The sequence below is a fragment of the Paenibacillus sp. sgz302190 genome, assembly GCF_059820445.1.
This window is the reverse complement of the sequence record NZ_JBZYAO010000061.1, coordinates 18,239-30,372: the sequence shown is the minus strand read 5'-3', so window position 1 is coordinate 30,372 and position 12,134 is coordinate 18,239. Positions and strand designations below refer to the sequence as shown.

Here is a 12,134-nt window from a genome sequence, read left to right as displayed (position 1 = left end):
CGTCCTGAGCCAGGATCAAACTCTCCAAAAAGGTGTTACCTTTATTGAAAGCTGAATAGCTCAATTTCAAAGCTGACGAGATTTTGCAATCTCTTGTTTTGGTCGATTTCTCAACCTTGCTTCTTCACTCGTTGTTCAGTTTTCAAAGAGCAATCATCTTGCTTATTTCACCGCCGTTTCAGCGGCGACTTTTATAAGATACCACAGACGAACATGCCGAGTCAACACTAAAATAAATGTTTTTTTCTCCCATTACATGAGCGTTAGTTTCAAGCCCGCCAAAAGCAGCACGCCGGGTATGCCAAGCAGCGTTACGGCGGCCAGAGTCACCGTGTTAATAGGCAGTTCCAGATGCGTATATCCGCTAAGCAGATTCAAGACGTACAAAATAAGCGCGGCCAAAGCCACATTTAACCCCAGGCCCGCAAGCCACCTGCCGGCCCGCCGGTTGCGCAGCAGCATGATTGCGAGCAGTAAAGATGAACCCGCGAACAAACCCCACATTGCGTATTTGAGCGCCATATTTTATTCCTCCATCACGCGGCCGTTGTCGACCATGCTTATTTGCTGCTGTTTGGCTTGCTTGAGCAGCATCTCATACCTTTTTTCCGCCGCCTCCAGCGCATAAATCGCATAATCGACATGGTCCTTGTCCAACGCGAATTCAAAATGCGCCTGAGCCGCCAGCCAGCTTTTATGGGCCTTGCGGATCTCATGGATCAGCTCCTGCCTGTCCCTTCTTTTTGCATCCAGATCGAGTTTGGCCGCCGTATTTCTTTTCCAGTCCAACCATTGCAATGCCGGTTTCACCGCTCGTCCCCCATTCCATCATGACAAAGAGTTACTTTATTCATACGGCGACGGCGACGGGCTTAGAACCGGCGTTCAGTTTTCCACGCAAAAAAAGAGAGCCGCGCAGCTCTCTTCGTCCGATCTGAATTATTAAATTTCTCTTCTGCCTTCAAGCGCCTTGGTCAGCGTCACTTCGTCCGCATATTCCAGGTCTCCTCCGACCGGCAAACCGTGTGCGATCCGGGTAACGCGAAGACCGAAAGATTTGACCAGTCTCGATAAATACATCGCAGTGGCTTCTCCCTCGATATTCGGATTGGTCGCGAGTATAAGCTCCTGAACCTTTTCATCGCTAAGGCGTTTAAGCAGCTCGGCTATGTGGATTTGATCGGGGCCGATGCCCTCCATCGGCGAGATCGCACCGTGAAGCACATGGTAGTAGCCTTCGAATTCTTTGGTCCTCTCCATAGCCACCAAATCCTTCGGCTCCTGTACGACGCAGATGACGGAACCGTCCCTGCTTTTGTCCTGGCATATGCGGCACGGATCGACGTCCGTTATGTTGCAGCATACCGAACAATAATGGAGGTTTCGCTTCACGTTAACGAGCGCTTTGGCAAAATCGAGCACGTCGTCTTCTTTCATGCGAAGTACGTGGAAGGCCAGTCTGCCGGCGGTTTTGGGACCTACCCCAGGCAAGCGCGAGAAAGCATCGATTAGTTTGGCTATCGGTTCGGGGTAATGCACGGAAGATCTCCTTCATCAATCAGATTCGCTTGGTCTTGGCTGTCTTAGAATAATCCCGGAATGTTCATGCCGCCTGTCAATTTGCCCATATCTTTGTTCGCAAGTTCTTCCGCCTTGGTCATGGCATCATTGACTGCAGTCAGCACGAGATCCTGCAGCATTTCCACATCATCCGGGTCTACGGCTTCAGGCTTGATCGTGATGCTTTGTACTTTCTTGTGCCCATTCACTACGACAGTCACAACACCGCCGCCAGCCGTTCCTTCAATCGTTTTGTTGCCAAGCTCTTCCTGAGCTTTCAGCATTTGCTCTTGCATTTTTTTTACTTGTTTCATCATTTGATTCATGTTATTCATCGCATTTAGCTCCTTCGGATTTTAAAATATTTAGTCTTCTTTAATGGTTACCAAGTCTTCGCCGAAAAGTTGGATGGCTTCGGAAATCCATTCTTCCTTCGGCTTGCCGCCCGCTTCTTCCTCCTGCTCCATCTGCATAATCTCCTGCGGAGCGGCGGCCGCTTCGCTTGAAGCTTCGTCCCACTCCTTGCGCATAATGGTCAAAAGGCGGTACGGTTTGCCAAGTACCGAAGTCAGCACCTGTTCGATCAACTGTTTGTTCTCGGGCTTCTCGGTCGTATTGCGGTGCATCTCGTTCTTGAAAGCGACGAGTACCGCATCATCCAACACGGAAACCACATCACCGTTCACGAACCAGGCGTGAACCGTAATTTTTTTCTCCTTGACGGTGCCAAGAATCTGGCTCCACTTCATAAGAGCCGTCTTCATCTCCTGGCTTTCGGCCGCTTTGAGATAACCGTCCAGCTTCAGGCCCGATTTCTTGACGGGCACTGCGGCAAGCGGCCCCCTTTGGGGCGCAGCCTGCTTCAACGGCTGATCTTGCGGAGCGGCTGTCAAACCTGATTTTACCAGTCCGGCAACCTGTTCTTCAAGCTGCTGCAGCTTTTTTGTCAGATGAGCGATCAGATCCCCTTGCCCGGAAGAAACCGCTGCAGGAGCAGCCGACATGGAAGCATGAGACGAACCAGCTCCGGCATGGATGTCGCCGGCTTTCATAATCGCGATTTCAAGCAGCGTCTGCGGCTGTACGGAATATTTCATTTCACTCTGATAATGATTTAATATTTCTATAATAGCCATCATTTCATTTGGGGTAAAGTGGTCTGCGACCTCGCGCTGCTTGTTCATATCGAAAACCCGCTCTGTAATGACCGGCGAGTTCGGAACCATGCGCACCATCAGCAGATCGCGGAAGTAATCGATCAGGTTCTCGATGCATTTGTCCGCGCTTTTGCCCTCCTGCATGAACGTATCCACCAATTCCAAAGCTGCGCCCAAATCTCTGTCTTTAATCGCCAGAACGAGCTTTTCGAACTGATCCGCGGCCACGCCGCCGGTAATGGATAAAATATCGGTAAGCTGCACTTCTCCGGTTGCAAACGATGCCGCTTGATCCAGCAGACTGAGCGCGTCCCTCATCCCGCCATCCGACAGCCGGGCGATGTAGTGAAGCGCCTCTTCGCTGATCATGATGCCTTCCTGATCGCAAACGAAGCGCAGCCGCTGCACTTGTTCCTCCAGCGAAACCCTGCGGAAATCAAAGCGCTGGCAGCGGGATATAATCGTGGCCGGTATTTTATGGGGCTCCGTCGTCGCCAATATAAACATGACGTGGGCCGGCGGCTCTTCCAGTGTTTTGAGCAGCGCGTTAAAAGCCTCGGTCGTCAGCATGTGCACTTCGTCGATGATATACACTTTTTGCCTTACTTCCGTAGGCGCATATTTCACTTTGTCGCGGATGTCCCGGATTTCTTCGACTCCCCGGTTGGAAGCGGCGTCGATTTCCACGACGTCCATCACAGCGCCTTCGGTAATCCGCAAGCAAGCCGAGCATTCGTTGCACGGCTCTTCCGCGGGACCGTTCAGGCAGTTAACCGCTTTGGCCAATATTTTGGCCGTGCTTGTCTTTCCCGTTCCGCGGGGACCGTTGAACAAGTACGCATGCGTAAGGCGGTTTTCTCTTAGCGAGTTTTGCAGCGTCCGGGTAATGTGCCTTTGTCCGACGACTTCGCCGAACGTCTGCGATCTCCAAGTCCGATATAGAGCGATATGTGCCATAATGTCCCTCTCCAACAATCCCTCTTTCGAATTATTGAATTCATTATACTATAAACCGTTCCGGGGGTGAAATAATTGCTTAAGGGTACGGGATGCTGATCGTAAACGTCGTTCCATAGCCTTTGGACGATACGCGGATACTGCCTCCCATGTCATGGATGATCCTTTGGCAGACGGACAGCCCCAGTCCTGTCCCGTCATCCTTGGTCGTAAAAAAGGGATCGAAAATTTTATCGATCACGAATGCCGGTATTCCCGCTCCCGTGTCATGGATATCGATGCACACGTTGCGCTCCGCCAGGTCCGTTTTCTCCGTTACGGTCAAAATCCCCCCGTCGGGCATCGCTTCTATGCCGTTTTTGCAAATATTCAAAAATACTTGTTTGAGCATCTCCCGGTCGGCCACAATTTCAGGCAAGCGGCTGGCAGCTTCGTATTGCAGATTTACATTGTGCAGCACCGCTTCGTTATTAATGATCGGCAAAATTTCCTGCAAAACCTCAGAGGCGTCTATGCGTTCGTATGTCACATTTTTGGGCTTGCCGAGCAGCAGGAACTCATTGACCAGTTCGTTAATCCGGTTGATTTCGGCCAGCATGACTTCCGTGTAGTTTTGCTCCTTGCTCATCCCTTGCGTTTCGAACGTCCGCTTGAGAACCTGCAAAAACCCTTTGATCGAAGTCAGCGGGTTGCGAATCTCATGGGCCGTGCCCGCGGCAATTTGCCCGATCATCGCGAGCCTGTCGCTGCGCTGGACCATTTCCTCCAGAGAGCGAAGATTGGTCACGTCTTTGAAAATCAGATAGGCGCCGACCATTCGGCCATGGCTGTCCCTAAGAACATTGGAATCCAGCAGCAGCAGCTCGTACCGCTCATGATTGTTCGTCCAGGAAACCGCATAGTTGCGCACTACCATTCCGTTCAAAATGGTTCTCTGCACCAACTGATGCTCAGGCGGCACCGTTGCAAACACTTCCTCCAAGGGCCTGTTCAAAATCCGCTCACGGTCCATCCCGAGAATTTTGCAGGCCATATCGCTAATATCGACAAGCGTAAAGTCCATTCCGATCAAAAGAACCCCTAAATTGACGTCCTGCAAAAAGGCGTCCGAAAATCGCTGCAGCAAACTTAATTGCGAGTATGCGGCCTGATTTTTCATAATGATCAGATAGGCTTGTTTGCCGCCGCGCATCAATTTCGTCATGGAAAAATGATAATGGGTCATTTCGCCGTTTTTTCCGATCATAAATCCGTAAGGCCATTCCGCCGTCCGTCCCGCCGATTGATTGTAAACATTATACGACTCCTGCAAGCCGAGCTTCATTTTGAATAATTGGGAGAACGCGATATTCGTTATTTCCGCAGCCGAGTATCCCGAGCGCTTCAGTACGTAGTCGTTTGCTTCCACGATTTGATCCGATTCATCAACAATAAGCGCGCTGACCTGCAAGCATTGATCCAGCAATTTACGCACTTCTTCCACGGATACTTGATAATGCTCAGAACCGGAATTTGACATACACAGCACCCCCAATCAGAAAGCGTTTTCAAAATTGTTTAATAGTATATTCATTCTCTTTCATTAAAGGAATTTCCTTCCTTTGCATGAAAAAAACGCCCGGCAGCAGCCAGACGTTTCGTTAGCATAATTTGCAATTATAAACCGTGCACCTGTTATTGATAAAGGGATACGAGCGTACTCTTGTCGACAGCTCAAGTTAGGCAACCCTTCGGCACATGAAACATCACGCTTACGGCTGCTTCCTTCCGGACCTGACCGGGTTCACGAGCATTCATTGCGAAGGACCCGACTCTCAACACTACGTGCAACAGCCAGACCTCACATCACAGTACCTCTAACAGGAATTCAACCCCGCTACAGCGGATTGCGAGCTACAGGGCACCGCTACCTCCCCGTCTAGCACGGCAAAAATAAGTATAGCCGATTGATAAGCAAATAGCAACTAAGAGCAAAACCTACCAAACTATCTTTCGACTGTAACCCGCACATCATATCGCGGCATATTCGTATCCAGAGCCATCTGGGCCTGTGATCTGAGCTCTTCCGCCTGAGCTTCCGTCAGCTCTTTTTTCGGTTTGATTTTCACTTTGGCTGTCGGGCCGTTGAACGTAATGCTGGTTTTATCGATTCCCTTGAGCTGGGCAAGAACCGCTTTCATCAGATCGGCATCGTCCCTGTAATGGTGATATGTTGGGTGCAGCGGATTATTCGGATTGACGCTCGTTAATCCCATGTAGCCGTCCTGCGGGTAAGCTTGCGCTTTGTATTTGCCGCCTGCGGTATTGTTGCCCGCATTGCAGCCTGTAATGCCCGCTGCCAGCAAAAGCGCCGCGGCAAGCCCCAGGATGCGTTTGAACGCAGCCGGTCTTTGCAAAGCGTAGCCGAATCCGCCAGGCTGCAAGCCGCCTCGTTTTCCAGACATAAAAACACCTCCCTTTTCACCTCTAAGCCTAAGCTTAGGATGACCAAGGGAGGTTGTCTTATGCCGATTGGCAGCACTGAAATTGATGCCAATTAGATGCCGTATTTCTTTTTGAATTTGTCGACACGACCGCCTGCATCGATAAACTTTTGTTTACCGGTGAAGAACGGATGGCAGTTCGAGCAGATCTCTACGCGGAGATTTTGCTTGATGGAGCCTGTCTCAAATACATTACCACATGCGCAAGTCACTGTGGTTACATGATAAGTAGGATGGATCGCCTCTTTCATGCTTGTTCACCTCTTTCCGCCCTGAATCATTTGCTGAAACAGAGTTATCTAGTCACACGATGGTCATTATATCATATAGAAAAGATGTGATGCAACAGAAAATCGCGTTCACTCAAAGCTTGCCCGATGCGGCTTTTCCGCTGCTGTAAAACTCGGGCGTATGGGTATAGGAACCGATCACGACATCAGGCAGTTCTTCCTGAAAAATTTCGATCATCTGCTTCATGCCGAGGAGTTCTCCCTGCGCTTTGGGAATGATGCTCAAGTAGCTCTCGGGATCGATATTCAAATTGCGCAGTTGGATCAGCTTTAAGCCTGTCCGCCGCGCAAAGTCGATCATCGCTTCGATCTCTTCCTCGCGGTCCGTCACGCCCGGAAACACGAGATAGTTAATCGAGGTAATAACCCCTTTATCGCTCGCATAGCGGAGCGACTTCTCGACGTTCTTAAGCGTATAGGCACGCGGCTTGTAGTATGCGTTATAATGATCGTCCAGCGCGCTGATGGTGCTGACCCGCATCAGGTTAAGCCCCGCGTCCACAATGCCGCGGATATGATCCGTGAGACCGGCGTTCGTGTTGATGTTGATGTAACCCATCTGTGTCTGCTGACGCACCTGTTTGATCGCTTCGATGATCAGGGCGGCCTGCGTGCTCGGCTCCCCTTCGCATCCTTGGCCGAAGCTGATAATGCTCTCCGGCGTGCGCAAATGCTCAAGCATAATCTGCACGATCTCTTCCACATTCGGCTTGAAGTTCATCCGGGTCTGCGGGGCTGGAAAGCCGCTGTCATCCGGCTGCTCGGAAATACAGCCGAAGCAGCCCGCGTTGCAGGAGTAAGAGACGGGAACGGCTCCCTCCCAGCGCTGCAGGAATGTGTTGGATGCGGTCAAGCATTCGTAGCCTAACGCGCAATTGGAGAGGTGCTGATACAAGCGGTTCTCGGGATACTTGGCAACAAGCCGGTTCACCTGCACCTCAAGCTCCTCGGGGTCGCAATGGACCGGATTCCAGAAGTACGGGTTGTCGCTTTGGCGGGCCGCTACGTAGAATCCGTCTTCTTTCCATACGACTGCCGTATATCCGAACAAGGGCAGCGCCTTTGTTTTATCCGACTTGATGTAGCCGGGCAGCAGCAGTCTTGTGAATCCTTGCGGGAGCAGCGCCCCTACGGCATGGTAGTCGCCCTCGACCAGCTTCATGTCACCGGTGTCCGCATCGATGCCGACGGGACGTGTAAAAGGGAGACTAACGAGCGTAGCGCCTTCAGGAAGAGGAATCAGCTCTTCGTCCAAAATTTCCGTTATCATTTCTGCATTGCGTCCGAGCGCAAGAAAGTCGGGATGATCGAATACGTTGCCCTGAGCGTCTGCATAAACCAAATTCATAAGGGTACTCCTTAAGATTTCTTTAGAAAAGCCGCTTCATACGCATGCCACTCTCGTTATGAAGCCGAGTTTTTGACTTTCCCCTTGTTGTTCCCGCCCGTACTTGATCCTGAGGACGACGACGGGGAGGCGAGCGAATCCAAAAACTCCTGATTTGTCTTGGTATCGGCCAGCTTTTTGATAAAAGCTTCCGTATATTCGTGCGAGTCGTTCATGCCTTTGCGCAGCGCCCAAATTTTTTCCAGCTCTTCCTTGCCGAGCAGCGCTTCTTCGCGGCGCGTACCCGAGCGGCGGATATCGATGGCCGGGAAAATGCGGCGTTCCGCCATTTTGCGGTCCAGATGGAGCTCCAGATTCCCCGTCCCTTTGAATTCTTCATAGATGACGTCGTCCATCCGCGAGCCCGTCTCCACAAGCGCCGTAGCGAGAATCGTCAAACTGCCGCCTTCCTCGATGTTCCGGGCAGCCCCGAAAAAGCGCTTGGGCCGGTGGAATGCGCCGGGATCGATACCGCCGGAGAGCGTTCTGCCCGTAGGAGGCACCACAAGATTATAAGCCCTGGCCAAACGCGTGATGCTGTCCAGCAAAATAACTACGTCTTTCTTATGCTCAACAAGACGCATAGCGCGCTCAAGCACCAGTTCGGCGACCTTAATGTGGTTTTCCGGCAGTTCGTCGAATGTGGACGCTACCACTTCCCCTCTGACCGAGCGCTGCATATCGGTAACTTCCTCGGGACGCTCGTCGATCAGGAGAACAAACAATTCGATATCGGGGTAATTGGTGGAGATGCTGTTGGCGATTTCCTTAAGCAGCAACGTTTTGCCTGCTTTTGGGGGGGCTACGATCAAGCCGCGTTGTCCGAGTCCGACAGGAGCTAGCATATCCATAATACGAGTCGAAAGCTTGTTAGGGGTTGTTTCGAGTATAACCCGGGTTTGCGGATAAAGCGGGGTCAGCGCCGGAAAGTGCAGCCGCTCGGATGCCGTTTCCGGCTTCTCCCCATTCACGGCCTCTACCTGCAGAAGACCGAAATAACGCTCGTTCTCCTTAGGCGGCCGGCATTTCCCCGACACGACATCGCCGGAACGCAGATCGAATTTACGGATCTGGGATGCGGAGATGTAAATGTCCTCAGAGCTCGGCAGGTAGTTGATCGGCCGTAAGAAGCCGAAGCCTTCCTGCAAAATTTCGAGGACGCCTTGCATGAACATCAGTCCGCTCTCCGCTGCTTGAGCGCGTAAAATCGCAAATATAAGTTCTTTTTTCTTAAGCTGTCCGTAGTAGGGAATCTGATGTTTTTTTGCCAGCTTATACAAATCGGTTAACTTCAATGCTTCAAGCTCAGCAAGATGCATACTCATTAATTTCAACCACCAAACTATTAAATTTTCTATGAATATCCAGAAATGTAGTAGCTAGCATTGCCTAGCTGAAGGATATTTATTCCTCGGCTTCGCGCCATACCTCCGCTCCGAGCGAAGACAGGTTGAAAACCAGGTTCTCATAGCCTCTGTCGATAAATTCGACTCCGGATACTTCAGTGATGCCGCCGCTCATGACGCTTAGTCCGGCAATAACCAGCGAAGCGCCGGCGCGAAGGTCGGTCGCCTTCACTTTCGCCGAGCTGAGCTGCGATCCCTCAATGATCGCCGAACGGCCTTCCACTTTCATTCTCGCGCCCATGCGCACGAGTTCAGGTATATGTTTAAAACGATTGCTGTATACATGATCGGTCAAAATGCTCACGCCGCGCGCCTGACAGAGCAAGCTGGCCATCGGAGATTGCAGATCCGTCGCGAAGCCGGGATATACCAGCGCTTTTACATCCACGCTCTCGTATTCAGGCTGGCCTACGACACGAATCGATTCATCCATTTCGTAAATATGCACGCCCATCTCCTGCAGCTTGGCAGTCAGAGCTTCCATGTGCTTGGGAATGACATTGTCTACCGTAACGTCTCCGCGCGTCGCCGCTGCGGCAATCATATATGTTCCCGCCTGAATGCGGTCCGGAATAATCGAATGACGGCAGCCATGCATCTCCGTAACGCCTTCGATACGGATCGTCTCCGTACCCGCTCCTTTGATTTTGGCTCCCATGGAATTGAGCAGTGTTGCCACATCTATAATTTCAGGCTCTTTGGCCGCGTTTTCAATCAAAGTGGAACCTTTGGCGCGCGATGCCGCCAGCATAATATTGATCGTGGCGCCTACGCTGGCCATATCCAGATAAATTTTCGCTCCGCGGAGCTCCTTGGCACGTATTTTCAATGCGCCGTTTTCGTTGCTGACGACCGCTCCGAGCGCTTCGAAGCCTTTAATGTGCAAATCGATAGGTCGGGGTTCGAAATTGCAGCCCCCCGGAAGTCCGATGGTCGCCTCTCCGAATCTGCCAAGCAAAGCGCCCATCAAATAATAGGAGGCTCTCAGCTTCTTCACTTTGCCGTTCGGCATCGGAATGGATCTCATTACGCTTGGATTAATGGTCATCCTGTCTTCGTGCCAATCAATGGAAGCTCCCAAATCTGTCAAAATTTCTGTATATGTAGCCACATCGCTAAGATGAGGCAGATTATCCAAAGTTACTGGCGATTCCGCAAGAATAGCAGCAGGAATCAAAGCCACGGCGCTGTTTTTGGCACCGCTGATTTGAACCGTTCCCCGCAGCGGCCGGCCTCCGACCACCATTAATTTTTCCGACATGTTTTCTTCTTCCCCCTACATCAGGTACATTCTTGCTGTGCGCGGGCTGGACGCACTAATCCCTTGAACAAAAACAGAAGAGGGAAACGCATCGATAATCGATAGCATTTCCCACAAGATCTATACAGTTGGAATTAAGCTTGGTTGCTGCTTCCGAACAGTTCAATTTTGGATTTTACCACGTCGATCATGGCTTTACGGGCAGGGGTGAGATATTTGCGAGGATCGTACACTTTCGCATCTTTGTTCAATACTTCGCGAATAGCTTCGGTACAAGCAACTTGGTTCTCCGTGTTCACATTGATTTTGCCAACGCCTGCTGCGATCGATTTGCGGATCATTTCGTCAGGTACGCCCGAACCGCCGTGCAGTACGACAGGTACAGGAATCGCTTTGGATACTTGCTCGATGATGTCGAAATGAATGTTAGGCTCGCCGGCGTACATGCCGTGTGCGGTACCTACGGCAATCGCGAGGCAGTCAACGCCTGTTTCTTCATAGAAGCGGATCGCTTCTTCCGGTTTAGCCAGGTTAGCATGCTCTTGATCTACGCTGATGTCGTCCTCGACGCCGCCGATAGTACCCAGCTCGCCTTCCACGGATACGCCCATAGCGCGCGCCGCTTTTACGACTTCTTTGGTCAAGCGGATATTTTCTTCGAACGAATAGTGCGATCCGTCGAACATAACGGAGCTGAATCCCGCACGGATACATTTCATTGCCACTTCAAAGGAGCTGCCGTGATCCAGGTGCAAAGCGATAGGCAGACCGGATTTCTTAGCTGCTGCTTCGGCGATAGCCACTGTAAACTCGATACCCATGTATTTCAGTGCGCCTTCGCTAACACCGTAAATAAACGGGGATTTCAGTTCGATTGCAGCTTCCACGATCGCTTGTGCAAATTCAAGGTTGTTCATGTTGAACTGGCCGACCGCGTATTTGTTCGCTTTCGCTTTCGGTAAAAATTCATTCATTGAGACCAATGCCATGATTCTCTTCCTCCTAGTACCTTTGGTAGTAGATGCGTGTGTATACCGCTCTTTGTCATACTGACATATTATAGCACATATTTGATTAAATGATAAACAAGCCCGGCGCTTTTTAAGGAAATTCTAAGCTGGGAGGCCTATCTTCCAAAAGTTCCCGATTGTAATAAAAAAAGACCCTAATATTTAGGATCCCACAGCAAAACCGCTGCTTGATTCATTGTTCAGCTGTCTGTTGACAGCCAAGCGGAGCTCGTCAATATCGAAAGGTTTCGTAAAATGCATAATCGCTCCAAGATCGGTCGCTTCTTTAATCATATCAAGTTCGCCGTACGCGGTCATCATAATGACTTTGATGGACGGATCGATCGCTTTCAAATGCTTGAGAATATCGAGTCCGTCCATGCCGGGAATTTTCATATCGAGCAGTACAAGGTCAGGAGAGGAATTTTTCACAATTTCCAAAGCCAGTTTTCCATTCGATGCCTGATAGGTATCGTATCCTTCGTTGCTGAACACTTCCATTAAAAGTACGCGAATTCCGTTTTGATCGTCAACAATCAACACTTTCTTCTTCATAAGCCCGGTTCCCTCCCGAAAACGAATAACGATTGCCCCATTACTATGGTTGTATCATATTCGCTACT

13 protein-coding genes and 1 other RNA gene are annotated in these 12,134 nt (G+C 50.7%); all 14 read right to left on the bottom strand.

Annotated features, from left to right (window positions below; translation table 11 throughout):
• Positions 1 to 252 precede the first annotated feature (252 nt).
• Positions 253 to 522: a pro-sigmaK processing inhibitor BofA family protein gene (locus AC6RNO_RS35040; protein WP_474687042.1), complete on the bottom strand. Its 270-nt coding sequence runs from the start codon at positions 520 to 522 to the stop codon at positions 253 to 255.
• Positions 523 to 525: 3 nt separating this feature from the next.
• Positions 526 to 810, bottom strand: coding sequence for a DUF2508 family protein (locus AC6RNO_RS35035; protein ID WP_474687041.1), 285 nt, complete (start codon positions 808 to 810; stop codon positions 526 to 528).
• A gap of 132 nt (positions 811 to 942) precedes the next feature.
• Positions 943 to 1,539 (bottom strand): recombination mediator RecR, encoded by a 597-nt coding sequence (gene recR, locus AC6RNO_RS35030; protein ID WP_474687040.1) that lies wholly within the window; start codon positions 1,537 to 1,539, stop codon positions 943 to 945.
• Positions 1,540 to 1,583: 44 nt separating this feature from the next.
• A complete protein-coding gene (locus tag AC6RNO_RS35025) occupies positions 1,584 to 1,895 on the bottom strand; it encodes a YbaB/EbfC family nucleoid-associated protein (protein ID WP_474687039.1) in 312 nt (103 codons plus the stop codon).
• Positions 1,896 to 1,925: 30 nt separating this feature from the next.
• Complete coding sequence (gene dnaX, locus AC6RNO_RS35020; RefSeq protein WP_474687038.1) at positions 1,926 to 3,674, bottom strand: DNA polymerase III subunit gamma/tau; 1,749 nt, start codon at positions 3,672 to 3,674, stop codon at positions 1,926 to 1,928.
• A gap of 79 nt (positions 3,675 to 3,753) precedes the next feature.
• Positions 3,754 to 5,193, bottom strand: a complete 1,440-nt coding sequence (locus AC6RNO_RS35015) for an ATP-binding protein (RefSeq protein ID WP_497108252.1) — start codon at positions 5,191 to 5,193, stop codon at positions 3,754 to 3,756.
• Between the two features lie 144 nt (positions 5,194 to 5,337).
• Positions 5,338 to 5,601, bottom strand: an RNA gene (gene ffs, locus AC6RNO_RS35010) — signal recognition particle sRNA large type.
• Positions 5,602 to 5,659: 58 nt separating this feature from the next.
• Positions 5,660 to 6,118 carry a hypothetical protein gene (locus tag AC6RNO_RS35005; protein ID WP_474687034.1) on the bottom strand — a complete coding sequence of 153 codons (459 nt, stop codon included), beginning with the start codon at positions 6,116 to 6,118 and terminating at the stop codon, positions 5,660 to 5,662.
• Between the two features lie 92 nt (positions 6,119 to 6,210).
• On the bottom strand, positions 6,211 to 6,408 hold the full coding sequence (gene rpmE / locus AC6RNO_RS35000) for a 50S ribosomal protein L31 (RefSeq protein WP_235120038.1): 198 nt from the start codon (positions 6,406 to 6,408) through the stop codon (positions 6,211 to 6,213).
• A 112-nt stretch (positions 6,409 to 6,520) separates the two neighbouring features.
• Positions 6,521 to 7,795 (bottom strand): radical SAM family protein, encoded by a 1,275-nt coding sequence (locus tag AC6RNO_RS34995; RefSeq protein ID WP_474687032.1) that lies wholly within the window; start codon positions 7,793 to 7,795, stop codon positions 6,521 to 6,523.
• A gap of 56 nt (positions 7,796 to 7,851) precedes the next feature.
• A complete protein-coding gene (gene rho / locus AC6RNO_RS34990; protein WP_474687030.1) occupies positions 7,852 to 9,159 on the bottom strand; it encodes a transcription termination factor Rho in 1,308 nt (435 codons plus the stop codon).
• Between the two features lie 79 nt (positions 9,160 to 9,238).
• Positions 9,239 to 10,501 (bottom strand): UDP-N-acetylglucosamine 1-carboxyvinyltransferase, encoded by a 1,263-nt coding sequence (gene murA, locus AC6RNO_RS34985; RefSeq protein ID WP_474687028.1) that lies wholly within the window; start codon positions 10,499 to 10,501, stop codon positions 9,239 to 9,241.
• Positions 10,502 to 10,635: 134 nt separating this feature from the next.
• A complete protein-coding gene (fba, locus tag AC6RNO_RS34980) occupies positions 10,636 to 11,490 on the bottom strand; it encodes a class II fructose-1,6-bisphosphate aldolase (protein ID WP_474687026.1) in 855 nt (284 codons plus the stop codon).
• Between the two features lie 183 nt (positions 11,491 to 11,673).
• Positions 11,674 to 12,066: a response regulator gene (locus AC6RNO_RS34975; RefSeq protein WP_474687024.1), complete on the bottom strand. Its 393-nt coding sequence runs from the start codon at positions 12,064 to 12,066 to the stop codon at positions 11,674 to 11,676.
• Between the last annotated feature and the right edge of the window lie 68 nt (positions 12,067 to 12,134).

Coding starts and splice junctions, on each gene's coding strand:
- AC6RNO_RS35040 (WP_474687042.1), bottom strand. CDS start 522: ATGGCGCTCAAATACGCAATGTGGGGTTTGTTCGCGGGTTCATCTTTA.
- AC6RNO_RS35015 (WP_497108252.1), bottom strand. CDS start 5,193: ATGTCAAATTCCGGTTCTGAGCATTATCAAGTATCCGTGGAAGAAGTG.
- rpmE (WP_235120038.1), bottom strand. CDS start 6,408: ATGAAAGAGGCGATCCATCCTACTTATCATGTAACCACAGTGACTTGC.
- AC6RNO_RS34995 (WP_474687032.1), bottom strand. CDS start 7,795: ATGAATTTGGTTTATGCAGACGCTCAGGGCAACGTATTCGATCATCCC.
- AC6RNO_RS35005 (WP_474687034.1), bottom strand. CDS start 6,118: ATGTCTGGAAAACGAGGCGGCTTGCAGCCTGGCGGATTCGGCTACGCT.
- rho (WP_474687030.1), bottom strand. CDS start 9,159: ATGAGTATGCATCTTGCTGAGCTTGAAGCATTGAAGTTAACCGATTTG.
- dnaX (WP_474687038.1), bottom strand. CDS start 3,674: ATGGCACATATCGCTCTATATCGGACTTGGAGATCGCAGACGTTCGGC.
- fba (WP_474687026.1), bottom strand. CDS start 11,490: ATGGCATTGGTCTCAATGAATGAATTTTTACCGAAAGCGAAAGCGAAC.
- AC6RNO_RS34975 (WP_474687024.1), bottom strand. CDS start 12,066: ATGAAGAAGAAAGTGTTGATTGTTGACGATCAAAACGGAATTCGCGTA.
- AC6RNO_RS35025 (WP_474687039.1), bottom strand. CDS start 1,895: ATGAATAACATGAATCAAATGATGAAACAAGTAAAAAAAATGCAAGAG.
- murA (WP_474687028.1), bottom strand. CDS start 10,501: ATGTCGGAAAAATTAATGGTGGTCGGAGGCCGGCCGCTGCGGGGAACG.